The following is a 23722-nucleotide window of genomic DNA, read 5'->3' on the forward strand; positions in this document are numbered from 1 at the left end:
CGTGAGGACCCCCCGAATTCGAAGAGGTAAGCCTGTATGTCCGCGTCCCGCTTCACCGGCCGTCTCCGTAACCTGAACAAGACCCAGAAGCTCTCCGCCGCCGGCGTCTCCGCCGTCGCCGCCGCTGCACTCTCCTTGTCCCTGGTGCCCGGTCACGCCGAGGCCGAGACCGAACCGCAGGCTCTCTCCGCCTCCCCGGTCATCTTCGACTCCGCGAGCTCCAAGCAGGCCCGCGCGATCCAGGACAGCGTCATTCAGCAGCACTCGACCGCCGAGAAGCTGGTCAAGGCCTCCGACGCCGCCAAGGCCAAGAAGGCCGCCGCGGTGAAGGCCAAGGCCAAGAAGGCCGAGAAGAAGGTCGAGCTGAAGAAGAAGGCGAAGGCCAAGGCGCACTCCAAGGCCAAGTCCCACAAGTCCGAGTCGCGCTCCAGCCGCTCCTCCGCCCGTACGCACCTGTACGGCAACAACCTGGACGGCTGGATCCGGGAGTCCCTCGACATCATGCACAAGAAGGGCATCCCGGGCACGTACGAGGGCCTGCACCGCAACATCATCCGCGAGTCCAGCGGTAACCCGAACGCGATCAACGACTGGGACATCAACGCCCAGAACGGCGTTCCGTCGATCGGTCTGCTCCAGATCATCAAGCCGACCTTCGACTACTACCACGTGTCCGGCACCCCGCACACGCAGTACGACCCGGTCGCCAACATCACCGCGTCGGCCAACTACGCCGCCGACAAGTACGGCTCGATCGACAACGTCAACAGCGCGTACTGATCCGCAGCGATCCGTACCGCCGACGACAGACGCCGAAGGGCGGCACCCCGCGTGGGTGCCGCCCTTCGGCGCGTGTCCGGGCCGGTTACTTGCGCATGACCTCGGGCTCGTGGCGGCGCAGCAGCCGCGCGACCGCGAAGCCGCAGATGACGCCGAGGAACAGCAGCACCGAGATGTTGATCCCCCACTGGCTCACCGAGTGCTCCCAGAGCGGGTCCAGGTCCGTGGGGTTCTTCTGGTCCCACGGCGGCATCAGATGCGCGAGGTCGAGTGTGGAGCCCGCGCCCGCGATGGCCCAGCGGGACGGCATCAGCCAGGCGAACTGCTCCAGGCCGGGCGAGCCGTACACCTGGAACAGGATGCCGGTGAAGACGACCTGGACGATCGCGAACATGACCAGCAGCGGCATGGTCTTCTCGGAGGTCTTCACCAGCGAGGAGATCACCAGGCCGAACATCATCGAGGTGAAGCCGAGCGCGATGATCGTCACGCAGAGCTCGACGGCCGGCGGCATGATCAGGCCCTCTTCGGGCAGATCGCGGGTGGCGAAGCCGATGCCGCAGATGATGACGCCCTGGATGGCCGTGATCACGCCGAGCACGATCACCTTGGACATCAGGTAGGCCGAGCGGGAGAGGCCGGTGGCCCGTTCCCGTTCGTAGATGACCCGTTCCTTGATCAGTTCTCGTACGGAGTTGGCCGCCGCGGAGAACGTCATGCCGATCACCAGGATCAGCATGATCGTTCCGGCGTCGCCGTTGAACCGGGACGGCGGCTTCGGCGGGGCGAGACCGAAGTCCGCGGGGATGACCACGCTGACGATGCCGAGCACCGCGGGCAGGATCACCATCAGACCCATGAAGCCCTTGTCGGAGCCGATCACCGAGAGGTAGCGGCGCATCAGCGTCCACAGCTGCGTGCCCCAGCCCTGCGGCTTCGGCGGGCGCATCTGCTGCGGCGGCGGCATGTGCACGGACTGCACGGCGGCGGCGTCGATGTCGGCGGCGTACATCTGGTAGTGCTGCGAACCGCGCCAGCGGCCCGACCAGTCGTAGTCGCGGTAGTTCTCGAACGCCGAGAAGACGTCGGCCCAGGTGGTGTAGCCGAAGAAGTTCAGCGCCTCGTCCGGCGGGCCGAAGTACGCCACGGCACCGCCCGGCGCCATCACCAGGAGCTTGTCGCAGATGGCCAGCTCGGCCACCGAGTGCGTGACGACCAGGACGGTACGGCCGTCGTCGGCCAGTCCGCGCAGCAGCTGCATCACGTCGCGGTCCATGCCCGGGTCGAGGCCGGAGGTCGGCTCGTCCAGGAAGATCAGCGACGGCTTGGTGAGCAGCTCCAGCGCCACCGAGACGCGCTTGCGCTGGCCGCCGGAGAGCGAGGTGACCTTCTTGTCCTTGTGGATGTCGAGCTTGAGCTCGGTCAGGACCTCGTGTATCCGGGCCTGGCGCTCGGCCTCGGTGGTGTCCGCGGGGAAGCGGAGCTTGGCCGCGTACTTCAGGGCGCGGGTGACGGTCAGTTCCTTGTGCAGGATGTCGTCCTGCGGGACCAGACCGATGCGCTGGCGGAGCTCGGCGAACTGCTTGTAGAGGTTCCGGTTGTCGTAGAGGACATCGCCCTGGTTGGCGGGCCGGTAGCCGGTGAGCGCCTTGAGCAGGGTGGACTTGCCGGAGCCGGACGGGCCGATGACGCCGATGAGCGACTTCTCCGGGACGCCGAACGAGACGTCCTTGAGGATCTGCTTGCCGCCGTCGACCGTGACCGTGAGGTGGCGGGCCGCGAAGGAGACCTCACCGGTGTCGACGAACTCTTCCAGCCGGTCCCCGACGAGCCGGAACGTCGAGTGACCGACGCCGACGGTATCGTTCGGGCCGATGAGCGCCGAGCCGGACTTGGAGAGCGGCTGGCCGTTGACGTACGTGCCGTTGTGCGAGCCGAGGTCGCGGATCTCGAAGCGGCCGTCGGGCGTCGCGTGGAACTCGGCGTGGTTGCGGGAGACCTGGAGGTCCGAGACGACCAGGTCGTTCTCCAGCGCACGGCCGATCCGCATCACCCGGCCGAGGGCCAGCTGGTGGAACGTGGTCGGGCTGCGGTCCCCGTAGACCGGCGCCGCTCCCGCCGGACCGGTGCCGGGTCCGGGCGGGCCCGGGGCCCCGCCCTGCTGCGGCACGTGCGGCTGCTGGGGCTGCTGCCAGCCCTGCTGCTGCGGCGGGACGGGCTGCTGAGGTGCCTGCTGCTGGGGCGCCGGCTGCTGCCAGCCAGGTCCGCCCTGCTGGGGCTGGTGCGGCGGGGTCTGCTGCGGCTGCGCGGGACCGGCGGCCCGGCCGCTGTAGACGCCCGCGGCGCTCAGGCTCAGCCGGGGTCCGTCGGTGGCGTTGCCCAGGTTCACGGTGGAGCCGGCCGCGATCTCCATCTGGTGGATCCGCTGCCCGTGCACGTACGTGCCGTTGGTGCTGCCGTGGTCCTCGATGAACCAACTGCGCCCGTTCCAGCTGATCGTGGCGTGCCGCCACGACACTCTGGCGTCATCGATCGCCATGTCCCCCTGCGGATCGCGCCCCAGGGTGTATGTCCTGGACGGATCGAGCGTCCAGGCCCTGCCATTCAATTCCAGTACGAGTTCCGGCACTCCGCGCCCCACTAGTTGTCCCCCGTGTTACCCCCGTCGCAGGGAGTCTAGGGATGCTGAACATCGTGGGGAACTATTCCAGGATCAGTCCCGGATACGAAAGCCGGGCGGCCGAGGGTGACCTCACCGAGACCTGCGCGGCCAGGCGAAAGGGGACGGACCGGGTGCGGGTGCCCGGGGTGTCCGGCACTCGGGACGGGCTGCCTGCGCGCGCTCGGGGACCGATACGGTGGGTGCACCATGAGCGTATCCCGGCCTCCTGAGCCCGCCCTGTCTCCCGAGCCCGCCGCGTCCCGGCAGGGTCCGGACGTGCCGACCCTGCTGGTGAAGATCTTCGGGAAGGACCGCCCCGGGATCACCGCGGGCCTCTTCGACACCCTCGCCGCCTACTCGGTCGACGTGGTCGACATCGAGCAGGTCGTGACCCGGGGCCGCATCGTCCTGTGCGCGCTGGTCACCGCGCCCACCGCGGGCGGGACCACCGAGGGCGAGCTGCGGGCCACCGTGCACAGCTGGGCGGAGTCGCTGAAGCTCCAGGCCGAGATCATCTCCGGCACCGGCGACAACCGGCCGCGCGGCGTCGGCCGTTCCCACGTCACGGTGCTGGGGCACCCGCTGACCGCGGAGTCCACGGCGGCCATAGCGGCCCGGATCACCTCGACCGGCGGGAACATCGACCGCATCTTCCGGCTGGCGAAGTACCCCGTCACGGCGGTCGAGTTCGCGGTGTCCGGTACGGGGACCGAGGAGCTGCGCTCCGCGCTGGCGCCGGAGGCCGCGGGCATCGGCGTGGACGTGGCGGTCGTCTCGGCGGGGCTGAGCCGCCGGGCGCAGCGGCTCGTCGTGATGGACGTCGACTCGACGCTGATCCAGGACGAGGTCATCGAGCTGTTCGCGGCGCACGCGGGCTGCGAGGCCGAGGTCGCCGAGGTGACCGAGCGGGCGATGCGCGGCGAGCTGGACTTCGAGCAGTCGCTGCACGCCCGGGTGGCGCTGCTCGCGGGGCTCGACGTGTCCGTGGTGGAGAAGGTCCGCGCCGAGGTCCGGCTGACGCCGGGGGCCCGGACGCTGATCCGTACGCTGAAGCGGCTCGGCTACCAAGTGGGCGTGGTCTCGGGCGGTTTCACGCAGGTGACCGACGATCTGAAGGAGCGCCTGGGGCTCGACTTCGCCTCCGCCAACACGCTGGAGGTCGTGGACGGCAAGCTCACGGGCCGGGTGACCGGGGACATCGTGGACCGGGCGGGCAAGGCCCGGCTGCTGCGGAGCTTCGCCGCCGAGGCGGGGGTGCCGCTGGCGCAGACGGTGGCGATCGGTGACGGGGCCAATGACCTGGACATGCTGAACACGGCGGGGCTCGGGGTCGCGTTCAACGCGAAGCCGGTGGTCCGCGAGGCCGCGCACACGGCGGTGAACGTGCCGTTCCTGGACACCGTGCTCTATCTGCTCGGCGTCTCCCGCGAGGAGGTCGAGGCAGCCGACGGCCTCGTGGAGTAGCTTCCGCCCGCTGCTACGGGAAGGGCCCCGGCGCGCACCTCGCGGTGTGTGCCGGGGCCCTTCGCGTACGGGCGGCGGGTCAGTCGTTGGGGGTCCAGTACTCGGCGAGCCGGCCGACGCCGTGCTCGACGCTCTTCCAGGGGCCGGTGAACCCGACCACGGCGAAGGCGGCGGTCGGGAAGCCGCCGCCCCCCATCCGGGCGAGCGCGTCGCCCTCGCCGCTGCCGGAGAGGGCGTCGGCGAGCGCGTGCATGCCGGGGTTGTGGCCGATGACCAGCAGGTCGGCGACGTCGTCCGGGGTCTCGTTGACCAGGGCGATCAGCTCGCCGAGCGATGCCTCGTAGAGCCGCTCCTCGTACACGGTCCTGGGGCGCTCGGGCATCTCGTGCACGGCCAGTTTCCACGTCTCACGCGTTCTGACGGCGGTCGAGCAGAGGGCCAGGTCGAAGACGATCCCGGAATCGGCGAGCCTGCGGCCCACCATGGGGGCCTCCATGCGGCCACGCTCGGCCAGCGGCCGCTCGTGGTCGGACTCCTGCGACCATTCCGCCTTGGCATGCCTGAGAAGGACGATCCTGCGAGATGTATCGGCGCTCATACACCTCAGCTTCGCATGAAACGCGCCAGCTGGCGCAGGGTGTTGGAGGCTTCGTGCCCCGGGGCCGGAGGTCAGCGGGTCACCAGCTCCACGAGGTGCCGCAGCAGCTGGCCGGTCGCCGATTCACCGGTGGCGGCCTGCGCCTGGCCCGGTCCGGCGATCAGCAGCAGGAGCGCGGCGAAGGCCACGGCGGGCAGCGCGACGGCCCACCACGGCAGCCGTACGTCGACGCCGCTCGGCTCCGGACGGGTGGTGTGCGTACGGGCCGGCATGTCCGCCTCCGTGGGTGGTCGGTTCTGATACTCAGAACCTACGGAGACGGGGGCGCCGCTCCCATCCGGTGACCCACCCACTTCACCCTGACCCTGGCCCCCTAGGGGATAGGGGTGCTAGCCCCACCCCTGCCGGGGCGGTGCGTCACGGGGACGCGAGGGAGGCGATGACGCCGACGACGACCGTGATCAGCAGCATGGCCCCGAGGACGAGGAGCAGCTTCTTCTGACCGTTCTGGGGATTCGGATCGAGCACAGGTGACATGGCCCCAGTCTCGCATCTCAGGATTCGTCCTCGATCGTCCGGTCACGCCCGGCCAGGACGCCCACGACCATCTGCGGCACCATCAGGGCGGCCATCAGCGCGATCGGCACGCCCCAGCCGCCGCTGTGCTGGTAGAGCACGCCGACCAGGAGCGGTCCGGGGATCGAGATCAGGTAGCCGGTGGACTGGGCGAACGCGGACAGCCGGACCACTCCGGCGCCGCTGCGGGCCCGCATCCCGATCATCGTGAGGGCGAGCGGGAACGCGCAGTTCGAGATGCCCAGGAGCAGCGCCCAGGCCCAGGCTCCACCGGAGGGGGCCAGGTAGAGGCCCGCGTAGCCGGTGAGGCCGCAGGCGCCGAGGAAGACGACGATCGGGCCCTGGGCGCGCATCCGGGCGGCGACGCGCGGGATCACGAAGGCGAGCGGGACACCCATGGCCATGGTGACCGCGAGCAGGACGCCCGCGGTGCCGGCGGAGACCCCGGCGTCCCGGAAGATCTGGGGCATCCAGCCCATGGTGATGTACGCGGCGGTGGCCTGGAGGCCGAAGAAGCAGGCGAGAGCCCAGGCGGTCCGGCTGCGGGTGATCCGGAGCTCCGGGGCCTCGGGCCGCGCGGCGGCCGGGACGGGCTCGTGGGCGGTGGCCCGGGCCCGCAGCAGCGGGATCCAGGGCAGGATCGCGGCGGCGGCCAGCACGGCCCAGATGCCGAGTCCGGCCTTCCAGCTGCCGCCCAGCGCGTCGGTCAGGGGCACGGTCACGGCGGCGGCGAGCGAGGTGCCGAGGGCCAGGGCCATGGAGTAGAGCCCGGTCATGGAGCCGACGCGGTCGGGGAACCAGCGCTTGACGATCACCGGCATCAGGACGTTGCTGACAGCGATGCCCATGAGGGCCAGGGCGCTGGCGGCCAGGAAGCCCGCGGTGCCGCCGATCAGGGGCCGGATCACCAGGCCCGCCGTGATGGCGACCATGCCCGCGCAGACCACCGCACCGGGGCCGAAGCGGCGGGCGAGGCGTGGCGCCATGACACCGAAGACCGCGAAGCAGAGCGGGGGTACGGAGGTGAGGACCCCGGCGACGCTGCCGCTCATGTGCAGCCCGTCCCGGACCTCTTCGAGGAGGGCGCCGAGGCTGGTGATGGCGGGGCGGAGGTTGAGCGCGGTGAGGACGAGCCCGATGGCGACCAGGCGCAGCGTCCACGGCGAGGGGCCGGTCCGCGGGGCGGGGGCGTCGGCGCGGGTGGCTGCCGGGGCGCCGGGGTTCAGGGTCCCGGTCGCGGTCTGGGGAGTCGTCTCTTCGTCACGCATGGGGCCATCATAGAATCATGGGATGATTGATTGTCCATTCCGTCCGCCCACCGGGCCCTGAGAAGATCGGGCCCATGAGCAGTTGCGACCGAGGAGCACCATGGCGCTGACGTCCCCGAGGCGTTCGGCTCTCGCCGACCAGGTGATTGCCCAGCTGAGGAACCAGATCACCACGGGCGAGTGGCCGGTGGGTTCCCGCATCCCGACCGAACCCGAGCTGGTCGAGCAGCTGGGGGTGGCCCGCAACACGGTCCGTGAGGCGGTCCGGGCGCTCGCGCACAACGGGCTGCTGGACATCCGGCAGGGCTCGGGCACCTATGTGGTCGCCACCAGCGAGCTGGCCGGGGTGATGCACCGCCGGTTCGCCTCGGCGGACCCGCGGCACATCGCGGAGCTCCGGTCGACCCTGGAGTCCTCGGCGGCGCGCCTGGCGGCGGTCCGGCGCACCGACCGGGACCTGAAGCAGCTGGACGCGCTGATGCGGCGGCGCGAGGAGACCTGGGCCGCCGGGGACGCCGAGGCGTTCGTGGCCGCCGACGCGACGCTGCACCTGGCCGTGGTGGCCGCTTCCCACAACGACGTGCTGACGGGGCTCTACGCGGACCTGGGCGACCTGCTGCGGGACTACCTGCGCGGCGACGTCGGCCAGGAACTGCGGCCGGAGAACCACATGGACCACAGCCGCCTGGTCGAGGCGATCCGGGCGGGCGACGCGGAGACGGCGGCGACGGAGGCCGCGAGCCACGCGCTGACCTGCCTGGCTGACCGGGTCTAGGCCCTGGGCGCCGCACTGTGGGTGACCCAGGCGGAGGCGACTTCCTTCCAGCAGCGGTCGGCGAGGCGCACCGTGCGCCCCGGTCCGACCGTCACCGGCTTGGAGTCCGCGTCCACGTCCCACCAGCGGGCGCACTCGGTGTGCAGCTGGACGCGGTCGGCCGAGGGGTACGGGTTGTGGCAGTAGGCGACGACCCGGGAGCCCTCGACGGACGTACGGCATTCGGAGCCGGCGGGCTCGGGGCTGGGCGCGGGCGGCGCGGCCGCACCGGCGGCTCCGACGTGCCCGGCGGCGTACAGGCCGGCCGGGACGAGCAGCGCGGCGACGACCGCGCCGGAGGCCAGCAGGGAACGGGTTCGGTGAGGTGCGCGTCGCACAGCGATCTCCTCCCCACACCTGGCCGGAAGTCCGGTTCCTCCACATTCTGCGGTGGATCGTCCGGCTTTTCGACCTGAGCGCGGCAAGGGCGTACGCACAGCGGAAACGGCCGCGCACCGCCTCCGGGGACTCCGGGGGCGGTGCGCGGTCGGAACGTACGGGACCGGGAGGTCAGGCGCCCATCATGTGCACGCCGCTGTCGACGTGGATGATCTCGCCGGTGGTCCGCGGGAAGAAGTCCGAGAGCAGCGCGACGATGCCGCGGCCGGCCGGCTCCGGGTCCTTCATGTCCCAGGCCAGCGGCGCGCGGGTGTTCCACACGTCGGCGAGCTCACCGAAGCCCGGGATGGACTTGGCGGCCATGGAGCCGATCGGTCCGGCCGAGATCAGGTTGCAGCGGATGCCGTCCGGGCCCAGGTCGCGGGCCAGGTAGCGGGAGGTGGCCTCCAGGGCGGCCTTGGCCGGGCCCATCCAGTCGTACTGCGGCCAGGCGAACTGCGCGTCGAAGGTGAGGCCGACGATCGAGCCGCCCTCGCTCATCAGCGGCTTGCACGCCATGGCGAGCGACTTCAGCGAGAACGCCGAGACGTGCATCGCCGTGGAGACCGACTCGAACGGGGTGTTGAGGAAGTTGCCGCCGAGCGCGTCCTGCGGCGCGAAGCCGATGGAGTGCACGACGCCGTCCAGCGAGCCCAGCTCGTCGCGGACCAGGCCGGCGAGGCGGTCCAGGTGCTCCTGGTTGGTCACGTCCAGCTCGATGACCTTGGCGGGCTTGGGGAGCTTCTTGGCGATGCGCTCGGTCAGGGTGGGCCGCGGGAACGCGGTCAGGATGACCTCCGCGCCCTGCTCCTGCGCCACCTTGGCGGCGTGGAACGCGATGGACGACTCCATCAGCACACCCGTGATGAGGATGCGCTTGCCGTCGAGAATTCCGCTCATGGTGATCAGTGACCCATGCCCAATCCGCCGTCAACGGGGATGACGGCTCCAGTGATGTACGACGCGTCGTCGGAGGCGAGGAAGCGCACCGCGGCGGCGATCTCCTCGGGCTGCGCGTAACGCGCGAGCGGCACCTGGGCCACGATGCCCTTGCGCTGCTCCTCGGTGAGCACCTGCGTCATGTCGGTGTCCACGAAGCCGGGCGCGACGACGTTGAAAGTGATGTTCCGCGAGCCGAGCTCGCGCGCCAGGGACCGGGCGAATCCGACCAGACCGGCCTTGGAGGCGGCGTAGTTGGCCTGGCCGGCCGAGCCGAGGAGGCCGACGACCGAGGAGATCAGGACGACGCGGCCCTTCTTGGCGCGCAGCATGCCGCGGTTGGCGCGCTTGACGACACGGAAGGTGCCGGTGAGGTTGGTGTCGAGGACGGACGTGAAGTCCTCCTCGGACATACGCATCAGCAACTGGTCCTTGGTGATACCGGCGTTGGCGACCAGCACCTCCACGTTGCCGTGCTTCTCCTCGATCTCCTTGTAGCCCTGCTCCACCTGCTCGGGGTCCGTGATGTCGCAACGGACCGCGAGAACACCGGCTTCGGTGAGCTCGGCGGGCGGCTCGCCGGAACGATAGGTGATCGCGACCTTGTCGCCGTTGTCGGCGAAAGCGCGGGCGATGGCGAGGCCGATGCCCCGGTTTCCTCCGGTGACGAGAACCGAGCGGCTCAACGGATCACCCTTTCGTTAGCGGTCTGGTACCTCGGAAACCTATCGGTACCGTCCGCGCGGCGGAGAATCGGCCCCTGACAGCGCCTTTGGCCGGGCACTGTCGGGTTCCTACAGTCCGAGGTCCGGGCCGGCCCGGGGAAATCGTCCGTGACGGGACGTGGGCCGTGCTTCACTGCCTCGTAAACGATCCGAGGGTATGTGACCGCGAAGGAGAGGCCGCCCGTGCCCCATGAGGTAGATCAGTCGTTCCTGGCGCTTCCGCTACGGGCTCTCGCCGACGCGGCGCTCGCCCGGGCGCGGGCGCTCGGGGCGGCGCACGCCGACTTCCGGTTCGAGCGGGTGCGCAGTGCCACCTGGCGGCTGCGGGACGCCCGGCCCGCCGGGGGCTCCGACACCACCGACCTCGGTTACGCGGTCCGCGTCGTGCACGGCGGGGCCTGGGGGTTCGCCTCGGGCGTCGATCTGACGATGGACGCGGCGGCGCGGGTCGCCTCGCAGGCCGTCGCGATGGCGAAGCTGTCGGCGAAGGTGATCGCGGTGGCGGGTTCCGACGAGAGGGTGGAGCTGGCGGACGAGCCCTCGCACGGGGAACGGACCTGGGTGTCGGCGTACGAGGTCGACCCCTTCGACGTACCGGCCGGGGAGAAGGCCGGGCTGCTCGCCGAGTGGAGCGCGCGGCTGCTGGCGGCCGAGGGCGTCGCGCATGTGGACGCCTCGCTGATGGCCGTGCACGAGAACAAGTTCTACGCGGACACGGCGGGCACGGTCACCACGCAGCAGCGGGTCCGGTTGCACCCGGAGTTCACGGCCGTGGCGGTGGACTCGGCGACCGGCGAGTTCGACTCGATGCGCACCATCGCGCCGCCGGTGGGGCGCGGCTGGGAGTACCTGACCGGGACCGGCTGGGACTGGGCCGGTGAGCTGGAGCGCATCCCCGGGCTGCTGGCCGAGAAGATGCGGGCGCCGAGCGTGGAGGCGGGGACGTACGACCTGGTCGTGGACCCGTCCAACCTGTGGCTGACGATCCACGAGTCGATCGGCCACGCCACGGAGCTGGACCGGGCGCTGGGCTACGAGGCGGCCTACGCGGGAACGTCGTTCGCCACGTTCGACCAGCTGGGGAAGCTGGCGTACGGCTCGCCCGTGATGAATGTGACGGGCGACCGCACCGCCGAGCACGGGCTCGCGACGATCGGCTACGACGACGAGGGCGTCGAGGCGCAGTCCTGGGACCTGGTGAAGGACGGGACGCTGGTGGGCTACCAGACGGACCGCCGCATCGCGAAGCTGACGGGCCTGGGCCGGTCCAACGGGTGCGCCTACGCGGACTCCCCCGGCCACGTCCCCGTACAGCGCATGGCGAACGTGTCGTTGCGGCCGGATCCGGGCGGGCTCTCCACGGAGGACCTGATCGGCGGGGTTGAGCGCGGGATCTACGTGGTCGGCGACCGGTCGTGGTCCATCGACATGCAGCGGTACAACTTCCAGTTCACCGGGCAGCGGTTCTTCCGGATCGAGAACGGCAGGCTGGCCGGACAGCTGCGCGATGTCGCGTACCAGGCGACGACGACGGACTTCTGGGGCTCGATGGAGAAGGTCGGCGGCCCGCAGACGTACGTACTGGGCGGCGCCTTCAACTGCGGCAAGGCCCAGCCGGGCCAGGTCGCGGCGGTCTCGCACGGCTGCCCGTCGGCCCTGTTCCGGGGCGTGAACATTCTGAACACGACGCAGGAGGCCGGGCGATGAGCCGCGTCAGCAAGCCGTACGAGATCGTCGAGCGGGCGCTCGACCTGTCCACCGCCGACGGCTGTGTGGTCATCGCGGACGAGGAGTCGTCGGCCAATCTCCGCTGGGCCGGCAACGCGCTGACCACCAACGGAGTCACCCGGGGCCGGACCCTGACCGTCGTCGCCACGGTCGACGGCGCCGAGGGCACCGCCTCCGGAGTGGTGTCCCGGGCCGCCGTCACCACGGACGACCTGGAGCAGCTGGTCCGGGCCGCCGAGGCCGCCGCGCGCTCCGCGGGACCGGCCGAGGACGCCCAGCCGCTGGTCACCGGGGTGCCCGCGTCGTCCGACTTCACGGACGCGCCCGCCGAGACGGACTCCGAGGTGTTCGCCGCGTTCGCGCCGGCCCTCGGGGACGCCTTCGCCCGGGCCCGGGCCGGGGGGCGCGAGCTGTACGGCTTCGCCCACCACCAGATGACCTCCACCTACCTGGGCACCTCCACGGGGCTGCGGCTGCGCCACGACCAGCCGAACGGCACGCTGGAGCTGAACGCGAAGTCGCCCGACCGCACCCGTTCCGCCTGGGCGGGCCGCTCCACGCGGGACTTCAAGGACGTCGACCCGGCCGAGATGGACGCGGAGCTGGCGCGGCGGCTCGGCTGGGCGGAGCGCCGGATCGAGCTGCCCGCCGGGCGGTACGAGACGCTGCTGCCGCCGACCGCGGTCGCCGACCTGCTGATCTACCAGCTCTGGTCGTCCACGGCGCGGGACGCGACGGAGGGCCGGACGGTGTTCTCCAAGCCGGGCGGCGGTACCCGGCTCGGCGAGACGCTGTCCCCGCTGCCGCTGACCCTGCGCAGCGACCCGCACGCGCCGGGCCTGGAGTCGGCGCCCTTCGTCATCGCCCACTCCTCCGGGGACGGCGGCTCGGTCTTCGACAACGGGCTGCCGCTGGCCCGGACGGACTGGGTCGCCGACGGCCGCCTGGAGCGGCTGACGACGACCCGGCACACCGCGGCGCTGACGAAGCAGCCGCTCGCCCCGGCGATCGACAACCTCCTCCTGGAGGGCGGGGGCGAACGGTCGCTGGAGGAGATGGTCGCCGCGACGACCGGCCGGGCGCTGCTGCTGACCTGCCTCTGGTACATCCGCGAGGTGGACCCGGCCACGCTGCTGCTGACCGGGCTGACCCGGGACGGGGTCTATCTGGTGGAGGACGGCGAGGTGGTGGGCGAGGTGAACAACTTCCGGTTCAACGAGTCCCCGGTCGACCTGCTGTCCCGCGCCACCGAGGCGGGCCGCACCGAGAAGACGCTGCCGCGCGAGTGGGGCGACTGGTTCACCCGGGCCGCGATGCCCGCGCTGCGCATCCCGGACTTCAACATGAGCTCGGTCAGCCGGGGCGTGTGACCGGCCTAGACTGACCCGTACAACTCACTGCCGTAAGGAGCACAGGAACCGTGACGGACATCGTCGACGAGCTGAAGTGGCGCGGGCTGTTCGCCCAGTCCACCGACGAGGACGCATTGCGCAAGGCTCTCGCGGACGGTCCCGTCACGTTCTATTGCGGCTACGACCCGACCGCGGCCAGCCTGCACGTCGGCCACCTGGTGCAGGTGCTCACCATGCGCCGGCTCCAGCAGGCCGGGCTGCGGCCGCTCGCCCTGGTGGGCGGGGCCACCGGCCAGATCGGTGACCCCCGGCCGACCGCCGAGCGCACGCTGAACGACCCGGAGACCGTCGCCCAGTGGGTGGCCCGGCTGCGGGCGCAGATCGAGCCGTTCCTGTCCTTCGAGGGCGAGAACGCCGCGGTCATGGTGAACAACCTGGACTGGACCGCGGGCATGTCCGCGATCGAGTTCCTGCGGGACATCGGCAAGCACTTCCGGGTCAACAAGATGCTGACCAAGGAGTCCATCGCCCGCCGGCTGGAGTCCGACGAGGGCATCAGCTACACCGAGTTCAGCTACCAACTGCTCCAGAGCATGGACTTCCTGGAGCTGTACCGCCGCTACGGCTGCACCCTCCAGCAGGGCGGCAGCGACCAGTGGGGCAACCTCACGGCCGGCCTGGACCTGATCCACCGCCTGGAGCCGGGCGCCGAGGTGCACGCGCTGGCGACGCCGCTGATGACGAAGGCGGACGGCACCAAGTTCGGCAAGTCCGAGGGCGGGGCCGTCTGGCTCGACGCCGGGATGACGACGCCGTACGCGTTCTACCAGTTCTGGCTGAACGTGGACGACCGGGACATCTCGCGCTACATGCGCATCCTCAGCTTCCGGACCCCGGCCGAGCTCGAGGAGCTGGAGAAGGTCACGGAGGAGCGCCCGCAGGCCCGGACGGCGCAGCGCGCGCTGGCCGAGGAGCTGACGACGCTCGTGCACGGGGCGGACCAGTGCGCGGCGGTCGTCGCCGCGTCGAAGGCCCTGTTCGGCCAGGGCGACCTCGGCGAGCTGGACGAGGCGACGCTGGGCGCCGCCCTGTCCGAGGTGCCGCACGCCCGGGTCACCGAGCTGGGCCCGCTGGTGGACCTGCTGGTGGAGGCCGGTCTGGCGCCGAGCAAGTCGGGGGCGCGGCGCACGGTCAAGGAGGGCGGCGCGTACGTGAACAACGTGAAGGCCGTCGACGGCGAGGCCGCCCCGGCCCGCGAGGAGCTGCTGCACGGGCGCTGGCTGGTGCTGCGCCGGGGCAAGAAGAACCTGGCGGCAATCGAGGTCACGGCCGGCTGAGCCGTACCCGTACCGACGGAGAAGCGGCCGGACACGTCACGCGTGTCCGGCCGCTTCGTCCGTTCCGGGAGTCCCGGAGGGGATTCAGGTGCGCTGTCTGTTGCCCCGCAGCGAGGCGTACAGCATGTCGCCGACACCGACGATCACCACCGCGCCGATGAGCTGGAGCACATGGCGCGTCCAGTCGATGCCCTTGGTGTCGTTGACGCCGATCCACGTGGCGACAGCATTTCCGAGGATGCTGCCGATCATGCCGCAGATGACCGTCAGCCAGAGGGGGATCTGCTGCTTGCCCGGCAGGATCGCCTTGGCGATCAGTCCGAGCACCAGGCCCACGATGATTGCCCACAACCAGCCCATGTGCTGCCTCCTTGTGCGACGCCGTGTCGCGCATGTCCCGCCCAGTCTCGGTGCTGGGGCGTCCCGCCGCACGTCGGGCGGGTCCGTGCGGACGAGCGCCGGTATGTACGCAAATGGCGTGCCCCGGTCTCGTACGCGGTGCGGGCCGGGCGTAGCGTAGGAGCGGCCGGTCCGGGTCCGGGGAAGGTTGGTGGGGACGTGGTGCGCAAACAGGGTGGTGCGGAGGTCTTCCGGATCACGGGTGCCCGGCAGGGGCTCGCCGACGACGTGCGCGGCAGACAGCGCCGCTATGTGATCTCGATGTCCGTGCGCACCGTGTCGGTGGTGGCCGCCGCGCTCCTGTGGAACGTGGAGCGGCACATCGCGTTCGTGGCGCTCGGCCTCGGGGTGCTGCTGCCGTACGTGGCCGTCGTCATCGCCAACGCGGGCCGCGAGACGAGCCCCGCGCTGCCGTCCACGTTCGTCCTGCCGCCCCAGTCGTACCCGGCGCTCGACGCCGGTACGGCCGTGCCCTCACCGCAGTCCGGACGCGGTTTCCGGTCACCGGATGGGCCGGAGCACGACTGATCCCAGGACGGGCCCAAGCTCAAGAAAAGCTCAGATCAATCATGAAGTTCCGGTGCACCGCGGCAGGGTGTGCGTGACATACTTTGTAGGCGCTCCGCATCCCCCGTCGGAGCGACGGACCGACGCCGGGCAGCTCCCCCCGTGGCTGCCCGGCGTCGCCTTTTCCCCCGTTTTTCTCGCCTCGGGGGACGCGTTCTAGGGTTGAGTCCGTGAACTCCCCCGAATCCGCCGAGAATCCCGCCCCCGTCTGTTCGGCCAAGGGCTGCCGGGCCGATGCCGTCTGGGTGCTGGCGTGGAACAACCCGAAGCTGCACACGCCGGAGCGCCGCAAGACGTGGCTGGCCTGTGAGGAGCACCGGGAGCACCTGTCCTCGTTCCTCGGGGTGCGGGGGTTCCTCAAGGACGTGGTGACGCTGGCGGAGTGGGAGTCGCGGCCCGCGGCCCCGTGAGCGGGCGGGGTCAGCCGCCGATCGCGGACATGGGGCGGTCGGGCTGGAGGAAGCTCGGGTCGTCGAGGCCGGACCCCGCCTTCTTGCCCCACATCGCCTGCTTCCAGATGCGGACGATCTCCTCGTCGGGCGCGTCCGACCGCAGCGCCGCGCGCAGATCGGTCTCCTCGCGGGCGAACAGGCAGGTGCGGACCTGCCCGTCGGCGGTGAGCCGGGTGCGGTCGCAGGCCCGGCAGAAGGGGCGGGTGACGGAGGCGATGACGCCGACCCGGTGCGGTCCGCCGTCGACGGTCCAGCGCTCGGCGGGGGCGGAGCCGCGCTCGCCGTCGTCCTCGGAGGTGAGGTCGAAGCGGGTGCGCAGCGAGTCGAGGATGTCGCCCGCGGTGATCATGCCGTCGCGCTTCCAGCCGTGCTGGGCGTCCAGCGGCATCTGCTCGATGAAGCGGAGCTCGTAGCCGTGCTCGACGGCCCAGGCGAGCAGGTCGGGGGCCTCGTCGTCGTTGAGCCCCGGCATCAGGACGGTGTTGACCTTGACGGGGGTGAGCCCGGCCTCGTGGGCGGCCTCCAGACCGGCCAGCACGTCGTGGTGGCGGTCGCGGCGGGTGAGGGTCTTGAACACCTCGGGCCGCAGGGTGTCGAGCGAGACGTTGACCCGGTCGAGACCGGCGTCCTTCAGGGCGGCGGCGGTCCGCTTCAGCCCGATGCCGTTGGTGGTGAGGGACATCCTCGGGCGGGGGTCCAGCTCGGCGCAGCGCTGGACGATGGAGACGAGGCCGGGGCGCAGCAGCGGTTCGCCGCCGGTGAAGCGGACCTCGGTGACCCCGAGCGTGGTGACGGCGATGCGGACCAACCGGACGATCTCGTCGTCGGTGAGCAGGTCGGGCTTGCCCAGCCACTGCAGACCCTCCTCGGGCATGCAGTACGTGCAGCGCAGGTTGCACCGGTCGGTGAGCGAGACGCGCAGGTCGGTGGCGACCCGTCCGTAGGTGTCGATGAGCATGGTGGGCCCCCTCCCCCGGTGACTTCCCGGTCGCGGTAGCTGACTCTTTCGAGCCTACGCGAGAGCGGCGGAGGCGGAGGGGCCCGTTTGGCACGAGGTGCGGCGAGGCCGCGTCGTAGGACCCTACGACGCGGCCTCGTACGGGCCTGACCAGGGCGTGGTCAGTGGGCTCCGATGCCGGTGAGGGACTTGACCTCCAGCTCGGCGTACTTGCCCTTGTCCGGCTCCTCCTTGGACAGGAGCGAGCCGATCCAGCCGAGCAGGAAGCCGAGCGGGATGGAGATCAGGCCGGGGTTCTCCAGCGGGAACCAGGCGAAGTCGACGCCCTTGAACATCGAGGTCTTGTCGTTGCCGGAGACGACCGGCGAGAAGAGCACGAGGATCACGGAGGAGGCCAGGCCGCCGTAGATCGACCACAGCGCGCCCTGGGTGGTGAAGCGCTTCCAGAAGAGGCTGTAGAGGAGCGTCGGCAGGTTGGCGGAGGCGGCGACGGCGAAGGCGAGGGCGACGAGCCCGGCGACGTTCATGTCGCGGGCGAAGGCGCCCAGGACGATCGCGGCGGCGCCGATGAAGACGGTGGCCCAGCGGGCGGCCTTCATCTCCTCCTTCTCGGTGGCCTTCCCCTTGCGGATGACGTTGGCGTAGATGTCGTGGGCGAAGGACGAGGAGGAGGCGAGGGTCAGTCCGGCGACGACGGCGAGGATGGTGGCGAAGGCGACGGCGGAGATGACGGCGAGCAGGACGGCGCCGCCCGTGGTGCCGACCCCGCCGAGGTATTCGGCGAGCTGCGGGGCGGCCGCGTTGCCCGCCGGGTTCTTCGCCTTGATCTCGTCCGGGCCGATGAGCGCGGCGGCGCCGAATCCGAGGGCGATCGTCATCAGGTAGAACGCGCCGATGATGCCGATGGCCCAGTTGACGGACTTACGGGCGGCCTTGGCGGTCGGCACCGTGTAGAAGCGGATCAGGATGTGCGGCAGGCCGGCGGTGCCCAGGACGAGGGCGATGCCGAGGGAGAGGAAGTCGAGCTTCGAGGTGCCGGTGGCGCCGTACTTCAGGCCGGGCTCCAGGAACGCGGAGCCGTGGCCGCTCTTCTCGGCGGCGGTGCCCAGCAGGTCGGAGACGTTGAAGTCGAACTTCCACAGCACCATGAGGGTCATCAGGATGGCGCCGGCGATGAGCAGCACGGCCTTGACCATCTGCACCCAGGTGGTGCCCTTCATGCCGCCGATGGTGACGTAGACGATCATCAGTACGCCGACCAGCGCAACGATGAGGATCTTTCCTGCGTCGCTGGTGATGCCGAGGAGCAGCGAGACCAGAACGCCCGCTCCCGCCATCTGTGCCAGCAGGTAGAAGATCGACACGACGATGGTGGAGACGCCCGCCGCGGTGCGCACCGGGCGCTGGCGCATCCGGTAGGCGAGGACGTCGCCCATGGTGTAACGGCCCGAGTTGCGCAGGGGTTCGGCGACGAGCAGGAGCGCCACCAGCCAGGCGACGAGGAAGCCGATGGAGTAGAGGAAGCCGTCGTAGCCGAAGAGGGCGATGGCGCCGGCGATACCGAGGAAGGACGCGGCGGACATGTAGTCGCCGGAGACCGCGAGTCCGTTCTGGAAGGCGGTGAACTGCCGCCCGCCCGCGTAGAAGTCGGAGGCGCTGCGGGTCTGGCGGCCGGCCCAGACGGTGATGCCCAGGGTGGCGGCGACGAAGACCGCGAACAGGGTGATGATCAGCGGCCGGTGTTCGGTGGCGGACGCGGCGAGGGTGACGGCGTGCTGGGAGTGGTACGCGGCGCTCATGCGTCGGCCTCCATGCGGTCCTTGATGGCCTCGGCCTTCGGGTCCAGCTTCGCGTTGGCGTGCCGCGAGTAGAACCAGGCGATGAGGAAGGTGGTGAGGAACTGGGCGAGGCCGAAGACGAAGGCCACGTTGATGTTGCTGAACACCTTGGTGCCCATGAAGCCGCCCGCGTAGTTGGAGAGCAGCACGTACAGCAGGTACCAGAGGACGAAGGCGATGGTCAGCGGGAAGGCGAACGAGCGGTAGGAGCGGCGCAGTTCGCCGAACTCCGCGCTGTCCTGCTCCGCGAGGAACGCCTCGGTCGTGGGCTGGGCAGGGCTCTTCTCCGTACTGCCCTCGGGCGGCGGTGCATCGGTAGCCACGGATTCTCCTCGCGACGCGGGTGCGGTGGTGGGGACGTTCGGTTGCACTGGGGACCTCGTGTTCGGGGGGGGTGGTGGTGCGCTTCCCCTGACAACGGCACGCAACGCGCGGCGAAGCGGTTCACTTCGGTTCGCGGCTTCTCCCCGTCACCCCTTCGGGTGCTCCGATGTGTACGTGTTCGCGCGAATCGATTGATGTGCCGGGATGATCAGCGCTAGCTTCACTGGTCATGTACGCGACTGGACACGCCCCGTGTCCGGTCGGCTGACACGGATGAAGTGGAGACCCCATGGCTCATCTGGTATCCGGACGGACGCGCGCACTGACGCTGCCCGTCGGATTGGCCCTCACCGCCTCGCTCGGCTTCCTGCCGGCGGGGGTCGCCTCCGCCGCCCCGGCGGGGCACGGTGCCCCCGCGGCGGCGGTGCCGGCGGACGGACCGGAACTGTCGTACGTGGTCAACACCCAGGGCGGTCCGGGCACCGTCAAGCAGGTGCGCAAGGCGATAGAACGGGCCGGCGGCACGGTGGTGATCGCCTACGACCGGATCGGGGTCATCGTCGTCCACTCGAAGAACCCGGACTTCGCGAAGACCGTCCGCAAGGTCAGGGGCGTCCAGTCGGCGGGCGCCACGCGCACCAACCCGATCGTGCCCCAGGCCACCAAGGACATCGGCGTCGAGCAGCCCCTGACGGCCGCGCAGGAGAAGGCCGCGGCGGCCAGGGCGACGGCGGACCAGGACCCGATGGAGCCCCTGCAGTGGGACCTGCCGGCCATCAAGGCGGACAAGGCCCACCAGAAGTCGCTGGGCAGCTCCCGGGTGACCGTCGCGGTCATCGACACCGGCGTGGACGACACCCACCCGGACCTGGCGCCCAACTTCGACCGCGCGGCCTCCGCGAACTGCGTGTCGGGCGCCCCGGACACCACGGACGGCGCCTGGCGCCCGAAGACCGGTGAGAGCGACCACGGCACCCATGTCGCCGGCACCATCGCGGCGGCGAAGAACGGCATCGGCGTGACGGGCGTGGCCCCGGGCGTGAAGGTCTCCGGCATCAAGGTCGGCAACCCGGACGGCTTCTTCTACACCGAGGCCGTCGTCTGCGGCTTCGTCTGGGCGGCCGAGCACGGGGTGGACGTCACCAACAACAGCTATTACACCGACCCGTGGATGTACAACTGCAAGAACGACCCGGACCAGGGAGCCCTGGTCGAGGCCGTGTACCGGGCCACCCGGTACGCCGAGCTGAAGGGCGCGGTCAACGTCGCGGCCGCCGGGAACTCCGCCGAGGACCTGGCGGCGGACTCCATCGAGGACACGGGCAGCCCGAACGACTCCACCCCGGGCGGCCGGACCGTCGACCCGCGCCAGTGCCTGGACATCCCGACGATGCTCCCGGGTGTCGTCACGGTCTCGGCGACGGGCGCGAAGGGCCTGAAGGCGTCGTACTCGAACTACGGGAACGGGGTCATCGACGTGGCCGCGCCCGGCGGGGACTCGACCATCTACCAGACCCCCGAGCCCCCGGCGACGAGCGGCCTCATCCTCTCGACGCTGCCGGGCGGCAAGTACGGCTACAAGGCCGGTACGTCGATGGCGTCCCCGCACGTCGCCGGCGTCGTGGCCCTGATCAAGTCGAAGCACCCGTACGCCCCGCCCGCCGCGGTCAAGGCGCTGCTGACGCTGGAGGCGGACGCGAAGGCGTGCGACGAGCCGTACGACATCGACGGTGACGGCACGGCCGACGCGGTCTGCGAGGGCGGCAAGAACCGCAACGGCTTCTACGGGGCCGGTGTGGTCGACGCGCTGGATGCCGTGCGCTGGTGAGCCCGGGGTCCGGGGGTCGCTGCGTCATGGCCCCCGGACCGCCGGATCACGGGTGGTTACGGCGTGATGAGGACCTTGAGCGCCGTGCGCCCGTCCATCGCCTTGTAGCCGGCCGGTACGTCTTCGAGCCCGACGGACAGGTCGAAGACGGGCGAGGGGTCGATGGTGCCGTCCAGCACGTCGGGCAGCAGCTCCGGGATGTACGTGCGCACGGGGGCGACGCCGCCGCGCAGCGCGATGTTCCGGTTGAACATGTCGCCGAGGTCGAGCCCGGTGCCGCTGCCGTGCGGGACGCCGACGTAGCCGATCGCCCCGCCGTCCCGGGCGATGCCGACGGCGGTGCGCATCGACTGCTCGGTGCCCACGGCCTCGATCACGCAGTGCGCGCCCTCGCCGCCGAGCAGCTCCCGTACCGCCGCGACCGCCGCGTCGCCGCGCTCGGCGACGACGTCCGTGGCGCCGAAGTCCCGGGCGATGTCCGTGCGCGCCGTGTGCCGGCCGAGCGCGATGATCCGCTCGGCGCCGAGCCGCTTGGCGGCCATCACTCCGCACAGCCCGACGGCCCCGTCCCCGACGACGGCGACGGTCGAGCCGGCCCGTACGCCCGCGCCGACCGCCGCGTGGTGGCCGGTGCCGAGCACGTCGGAGAGGGCCAGCAGGCCGGTGAGCAGCCGGTCGTCGGAGGCCGCGGCGGCCGGGAGGGCGACGAGGGTGCCGTCGGCGTGCGGGACGCGGACGGCCTCGCCCTGCCCGCCGTCGGAGCCCACCGAGCCCCAGAAGCCGCCCTGCGGGCAGGAGGTGGTCAGGCCCTCGGCGCAGTACGCGCAGGTGCCGTCGGACCAGACGAACGGGGCGACGACCAGGTCACCGGCGGAGAACCCGCGCACCTCGGACCCGGCCTCCTCGACGATCCCGAGGAACTCGTGGCCGATGCGCTGGCCCGGCTGCCGGGCGGACTCACCCCGGTAGGCCCACAGGTCGCTGCCGCAGATGCAGGCCCGCAGGACCCTCAGCACCACATCGGTGGGCTGCTGGATCACCGGGTCGGGCACCTCCTCGACGCGTATGTCGTGGGGGGCGTGGATAACGGTGGCGCGCATGCGTGGGGGTCCTTGCTGATCTCAGATGCTGATACTCCTTTCACGGTACGCCCCCGAGCCGGCTTCCCGCCGGGCCGGGGCGAGCGCACCCAGGGTGAGCAGGAGCTGCGCGGCGACATAGGTGAGCATCACCCAGAAGCCGGGGGCCGGGAGCTGGGGCCAGTCCGCGATGCCGGTGGCGATGAGGGCGTCGGAGAGCAGGAAGAGGGCGCCGCCGGTCGCCGCGTACCGGCCGAGGACGCCGGAGCGGTACGCCATGGCGGTCAGCAGCAGGCTGTAGCCGGCCATCGGGATCCGCAGCCCGGCCGGCAGCCCGTCCCAGATCAGGACGAGGAACGCGGTGAGCACGACGGCGTACACGAGCGCCGGGATCAGCGCCCCGCGCGCCCGCCCGAACAGCACCAGATAGCAGACGTGCCCGGCCGCGAACCCGGCCATCCCGACGAGGAACGCCAGGTCGGAGTCGATCAGCAGGAACACGTCGCCCGCCCAGCCGCACAGCAGCGCCGCGATCAGCAGCCTGGGCCCGCGCCGGGCGAGGGCGTATCCGGCGAGCAGCGGCATCAGGAGCGGCTTGGCGCCGAGGTGGAGCCAGTCGGGGCCGGTGAGTACGCCGACGAGGTCGACGGCGCACGCGACGAGGAAGGCGATGAGCAGGGGCCGGGCGAAGCGCTCGTTCATGCGGTGCCCTCGGGGGCGGGCGCGGCGACGGGGGCGGCGGCCGGGGCGGTACGGGCCGCGGCCGGCTGCCAGCCCGGGCCGCGGAAGATCCGCCCGGCCCGCTCGCCCCAGCCGCTCGCGGCGCGGACGTCGCGGGCGATGGCGGCGTACTCGTGGGTGGCGACGCGCAGCGGGTTGTACGTGTGGATGTTCTTGGTGAGCCCGTAGACCGGCCGCACGGTCTCCTGGGCGAACGAGCCGAACCAGCGGTCCCACACGATGAGGATGCCGCCGAAGTTGCGGTCGAGGTAGCCGCCCTGCGAGGCGTGGTGCACCCGGTGGTGGGAGGGCGTGTTGAGCACGTACTCGAAGGGCCGTGGCAGCTTGCCGATCCGCTCGGTGTGCACCCAGAACTGGTAGACGAGGTTGGCCGACGAGCAGAATGCGAGCGCCGCCGGGTGCACCCCGCACGCGATCAGCGGCAGATAGAACGGCCAGGACGTCAGCGAGGTCCAGGGCTGGCGCAGCGCGGTGGAGAGGTTGAACTTCTCGCTGGAGTGGTGCACCACGTGGCAGGCCCACAGGATGCGGATGACGTGGTGGCCGCGGTGGGACCAGTAGTAGAAGAAGTCCTGCGCGAGCAGCATCAGCAGGACCGTCCACCACAGGACCGGGACGCGCAGCGGCGTCAGCTCGTACACCGCGGTGTAGAGGGCGACGATGGGCACTTTCCACATCAGGTCGAAGACCAGGCTGCCCAGCCCCATGGTGATGCTGGTGGCGGCGTCCTTCGCCTCGTACCCGGCGGCGTCCTCGTCGGGATGGAAGTGGTGCAGCGCCATCTCCAGGACGGTGAGCAGGACGAAGGCCGGTATGGACCAGAGCACTACATCGGGCAGGTTCGTCGGCATGCCTGCACGGTAGGGCCGGGGTCGGCCGGGGACCAGATGTTGTTACCAACAAGTATGTGAGACC

At 71.0% G+C, this 23722-nt stretch carries 24 protein-coding genes; 9 read left to right on the forward strand and 15 right to left on the reverse strand.

The genetic code is table 11. The features are described 5' to 3' along the window. Positions 1 to 36 precede the first annotated feature (36 nt). Positions 37 to 780, forward strand: a complete 744-nt coding sequence (locus tag OHS17_RS07090) for a transglycosylase SLT domain-containing protein (RefSeq protein ID WP_330311478.1) — start codon at positions 37 to 39, stop codon at positions 778 to 780. 85 nt (positions 781 to 865) lie between these two features. Here OHS17_RS07090 and OHS17_RS07095 read toward each other — a convergent pair whose 3' ends face one another. Further along, positions 866 to 3421: an ABC transporter ATP-binding protein/permease gene (locus OHS17_RS07095; RefSeq protein ID WP_330311479.1), complete on the reverse strand. Its 2556-nt coding sequence runs from the start codon at positions 3419 to 3421 to the stop codon at positions 866 to 868. Between the two features lie 228 nt (positions 3422 to 3649). On the opposite strand from OHS17_RS07095, the gene serB reads away from it, so the two are divergent. Further along, a complete protein-coding gene (serB, locus tag OHS17_RS07100) occupies positions 3650 to 4906 on the forward strand; it encodes a phosphoserine phosphatase SerB (protein WP_026171734.1) in 1257 nt (418 codons plus the stop codon). A gap of 79 nt (positions 4907 to 4985) precedes the next feature. On the opposite strand, the gene OHS17_RS07105 is transcribed toward serB, so the two are convergent. From OHS17_RS07105 to OHS17_RS07120, 4 genes are all read right to left on the reverse strand, one after another. Next, entirely contained in the window at positions 4986 to 5504 is a 519-nt protein-coding gene (locus tag OHS17_RS07105) for a SixA phosphatase family protein (protein WP_330311480.1), read from the reverse strand. 71 nt (positions 5505 to 5575) lie between these two features. Then, a complete protein-coding gene (locus tag OHS17_RS07110; RefSeq protein WP_330311481.1) occupies positions 5576 to 5776 on the reverse strand; it encodes a hypothetical protein in 201 nt (66 codons plus the stop codon). Between the two features lie 145 nt (positions 5777 to 5921). After that, positions 5922 to 6032, reverse strand: a complete 111-nt coding sequence (locus OHS17_RS07115; protein ID WP_330315178.1) for an SGM_5486 family transporter-associated protein — start codon at positions 6030 to 6032, stop codon at positions 5922 to 5924. Positions 6033 to 6058: 26 nt separating this feature from the next. Then, positions 6059 to 7348 carry a CynX/NimT family MFS transporter gene (locus OHS17_RS07120; protein ID WP_330311482.1) on the reverse strand — a complete coding sequence of 430 codons (1290 nt, stop codon included), beginning with the start codon at positions 7346 to 7348 and terminating at the stop codon, positions 6059 to 6061. Positions 7349 to 7448: 100 nt separating this feature from the next. Between OHS17_RS07120 and OHS17_RS07125 the strand changes: the two genes are divergently transcribed. Further along, positions 7449 to 8123 (forward strand): FadR/GntR family transcriptional regulator, encoded by a 675-nt coding sequence (locus OHS17_RS07125; protein ID WP_018104727.1) that lies wholly within the window; start codon positions 7449 to 7451, stop codon positions 8121 to 8123. Here the strand turns inward: OHS17_RS07125 and OHS17_RS07130 are convergent. The 3 genes from OHS17_RS07130 to fabG all read right to left on the reverse strand — a co-directional run bounded on the left by OHS17_RS07130 (position 8120) and on the right by fabG (position 10165). Further along, positions 8120 to 8500: a hypothetical protein gene (locus tag OHS17_RS07130; protein WP_330311483.1), complete on the reverse strand. Its 381-nt coding sequence runs from the start codon at positions 8498 to 8500 to the stop codon at positions 8120 to 8122. The genes OHS17_RS07125 and OHS17_RS07130 overlap by 4 nt on opposite strands. 172 nt (positions 8501 to 8672) lie before the next feature. After that, the gene (fabI, locus tag OHS17_RS07135; protein ID WP_330311484.1) at positions 8673 to 9440 is read right to left on the reverse strand and encodes an enoyl-ACP reductase FabI; all 768 of its coding nucleotides are present in this window, start codon (positions 9438 to 9440) and stop codon (positions 8673 to 8675) included. Between the two features lie 5 nt (positions 9441 to 9445). After that, entirely contained in the window at positions 9446 to 10165 is a 720-nt protein-coding gene (gene fabG, locus OHS17_RS07140; protein WP_018104724.1) for a 3-oxoacyl-[acyl-carrier-protein] reductase, read from the reverse strand. Between the two features lie 222 nt (positions 10166 to 10387). On the opposite strand from fabG, the gene OHS17_RS07145 reads away from it, so the two are divergent. Genes OHS17_RS07145 through tyrS form a run of 3 tightly spaced genes read left to right on the forward strand, consistent with a single transcriptional unit; the run spans position 10388 to position 14621 of the window. Continuing rightward, on the forward strand, positions 10388 to 11911 hold the full coding sequence (locus OHS17_RS07145) for a TldD/PmbA family protein (protein WP_330311485.1): 1524 nt from the start codon (positions 10388 to 10390) through the stop codon (positions 11909 to 11911). Then, positions 11908 to 13302: a metallopeptidase TldD-related protein gene (locus tag OHS17_RS07150; protein WP_330311486.1), complete on the forward strand. Its 1395-nt coding sequence runs from the start codon at positions 11908 to 11910 to the stop codon at positions 13300 to 13302. Before OHS17_RS07145 ends, OHS17_RS07150 begins: the two co-directional genes overlap by 4 nt. 50 nt (positions 13303 to 13352) lie before the next feature. Beyond that, positions 13353 to 14621: a tyrosine--tRNA ligase gene (gene tyrS / locus OHS17_RS07155; protein WP_330311487.1), complete on the forward strand. Its 1269-nt coding sequence runs from the start codon at positions 13353 to 13355 to the stop codon at positions 14619 to 14621. Positions 14622 to 14705: 84 nt separating this feature from the next. Here the strand turns inward: tyrS and OHS17_RS07160 are convergent, their stop codons facing one another. Next, the gene (locus tag OHS17_RS07160) at positions 14706 to 14981 is read right to left on the reverse strand and encodes a GlsB/YeaQ/YmgE family stress response membrane protein (protein WP_018104720.1); all 276 of its coding nucleotides are present in this window, start codon (positions 14979 to 14981) and stop codon (positions 14706 to 14708) included. Between the two features lie 198 nt (positions 14982 to 15179). On the opposite strand from OHS17_RS07160, the gene OHS17_RS07165 reads away from it, so the two are divergent. Next, positions 15180 to 15548 (forward strand): DUF3099 domain-containing protein, encoded by a 369-nt coding sequence (locus OHS17_RS07165; protein WP_073864772.1) that lies wholly within the window; start codon positions 15180 to 15182, stop codon positions 15546 to 15548. Positions 15549 to 15757: 209 nt separating this feature from the next. Next, entirely contained in the window at positions 15758 to 15997 is a 240-nt protein-coding gene (locus OHS17_RS07170) for a hypothetical protein (RefSeq protein ID WP_018104718.1), read from the forward strand. 10 nt (positions 15998 to 16007) lie between these two features. On the opposite strand, the gene moaA is transcribed toward OHS17_RS07170, so the two are convergent. From moaA to OHS17_RS07185, 3 genes are all read right to left on the reverse strand, one after another. Continuing rightward, positions 16008 to 16997: a GTP 3',8-cyclase MoaA gene (gene moaA, locus OHS17_RS07175; protein ID WP_330311488.1), complete on the reverse strand. Its 990-nt coding sequence runs from the start codon at positions 16995 to 16997 to the stop codon at positions 16008 to 16010. A 161-nt stretch (positions 16998 to 17158) separates the two neighbouring features. Beyond that, positions 17159 to 18796, reverse strand: a complete 1638-nt coding sequence (locus tag OHS17_RS07180) for a solute symporter family protein (protein WP_164629751.1) — start codon at positions 18794 to 18796, stop codon at positions 17159 to 17161. Further along, the gene (locus OHS17_RS07185) at positions 18793 to 19158 is read right to left on the reverse strand and encodes a DUF485 domain-containing protein (protein ID WP_161208957.1); all 366 of its coding nucleotides are present in this window, start codon (positions 19156 to 19158) and stop codon (positions 18793 to 18795) included. The genes OHS17_RS07180 and OHS17_RS07185 overlap by 4 nt, the downstream gene beginning before the upstream one ends. A gap of 290 nt (positions 19159 to 19448) precedes the next feature. Between OHS17_RS07185 and OHS17_RS07190 the strand changes: the two genes are divergently transcribed. Next, a complete protein-coding gene (locus tag OHS17_RS07190) occupies positions 19449 to 20987 on the forward strand; it encodes a S8 family peptidase (protein WP_330311489.1) in 1539 nt (512 codons plus the stop codon). 56 nt (positions 20988 to 21043) lie between these two features. On the opposite strand, the gene OHS17_RS07195 is transcribed toward OHS17_RS07190, so the two are convergent. From OHS17_RS07195 to OHS17_RS07205, 3 genes are read right to left on the reverse strand one after another with little or no spacing between them, the layout of a single operon-like run. Next, on the reverse strand, positions 21044 to 22087 hold the full coding sequence (locus OHS17_RS07195) for a zinc-dependent alcohol dehydrogenase family protein (RefSeq protein ID WP_073864767.1): 1044 nt from the start codon (positions 22085 to 22087) through the stop codon (positions 21044 to 21046). 21 nt (positions 22088 to 22108) lie between these two features. Continuing rightward, positions 22109 to 22768: a lysoplasmalogenase gene (locus OHS17_RS07200; RefSeq protein WP_330311490.1), complete on the reverse strand. Its 660-nt coding sequence runs from the start codon at positions 22766 to 22768 to the stop codon at positions 22109 to 22111. Further along, positions 22765 to 23658: a sterol desaturase family protein gene (locus OHS17_RS07205; RefSeq protein ID WP_330311491.1), complete on the reverse strand. Its 894-nt coding sequence runs from the start codon at positions 23656 to 23658 to the stop codon at positions 22765 to 22767. The genes OHS17_RS07200 and OHS17_RS07205 overlap by 4 nt, the downstream gene beginning before the upstream one ends. Between the last annotated feature and the right edge of the window lie 64 nt (positions 23659 to 23722).

Origin of the sequence: Streptomyces sp. NBC_00523, from assembly GCF_036346615.1 — a bacterium.
GTDB lineage: Bacteria > Actinomycetota > Actinomycetes > Streptomycetales > Streptomycetaceae > Streptomyces.

What these genes read in the sequence shown, in the direction of transcription:
- OHS17_RS07090 (WP_330311478.1), top strand. Translation starts at nt 37, where the DNA reads ATGTCCGCGTCCCGCTTCACCGGCCGTCTCCGTAACCTGAACAAGACC.
- serB (WP_026171734.1), top strand. Translation starts at nt 3,650, where the DNA reads ATGAGCGTATCCCGGCCTCCTGAGCCCGCCCTGTCTCCCGAGCCCGCC.
- OHS17_RS07105 (WP_330311480.1), bottom strand. Translation starts at nt 5,504, where the DNA reads ATGAGCGCCGATACATCTCGCAGGATCGTCCTTCTCAGGCATGCCAAG.
- OHS17_RS07110 (WP_330311481.1), bottom strand. Translation starts at nt 5,776, where the DNA reads ATGCCGGCCCGTACGCACACCACCCGTCCGGAGCCGAGCGGCGTCGAC.
- OHS17_RS07120 (WP_330311482.1), bottom strand. Translation starts at nt 7,348, where the DNA reads ATGCGTGACGAAGAGACGACTCCCCAGACCGCGACCGGGACCCTGAAC.
- OHS17_RS07125 (WP_018104727.1), top strand. Translation starts at nt 7,449, where the DNA reads ATGGCGCTGACGTCCCCGAGGCGTTCGGCTCTCGCCGACCAGGTGATT.
- fabI (WP_330311484.1), bottom strand. Translation starts at nt 9,440, where the DNA reads ATGAGCGGAATTCTCGACGGCAAGCGCATCCTCATCACGGGTGTGCTG.
- OHS17_RS07150 (WP_330311486.1), top strand. Translation starts at nt 11,908, where the DNA reads ATGAGCCGCGTCAGCAAGCCGTACGAGATCGTCGAGCGGGCGCTCGAC.
- OHS17_RS07160 (WP_018104720.1), bottom strand. Translation starts at nt 14,981, where the DNA reads ATGGGCTGGTTGTGGGCAATCATCGTGGGCCTGGTGCTCGGACTGATC.
- moaA (WP_330311488.1), bottom strand. Translation starts at nt 16,997, where the DNA reads ATGCTCATCGACACCTACGGACGGGTCGCCACCGACCTGCGCGTCTCG.
- OHS17_RS07180 (WP_164629751.1), bottom strand. Translation starts at nt 18,796, where the DNA reads ATGAGCGCCGCGTACCACTCCCAGCACGCCGTCACCCTCGCCGCGTCC.
- OHS17_RS07190 (WP_330311489.1), top strand. Translation starts at nt 19,449, where the DNA reads ATGGCTCATCTGGTATCCGGACGGACGCGCGCACTGACGCTGCCCGTC.
- OHS17_RS07195 (WP_073864767.1), bottom strand. Translation starts at nt 22,087, where the DNA reads ATGCGCGCCACCGTTATCCACGCCCCCCACGACATACGCGTCGAGGAG.
- OHS17_RS07200 (WP_330311490.1), bottom strand. Translation starts at nt 22,768, where the DNA reads ATGAACGAGCGCTTCGCCCGGCCCCTGCTCATCGCCTTCCTCGTCGCG.
- OHS17_RS07205 (WP_330311491.1), bottom strand. Translation starts at nt 23,658, where the DNA reads ATGCCGACGAACCTGCCCGATGTAGTGCTCTGGTCCATACCGGCCTTC.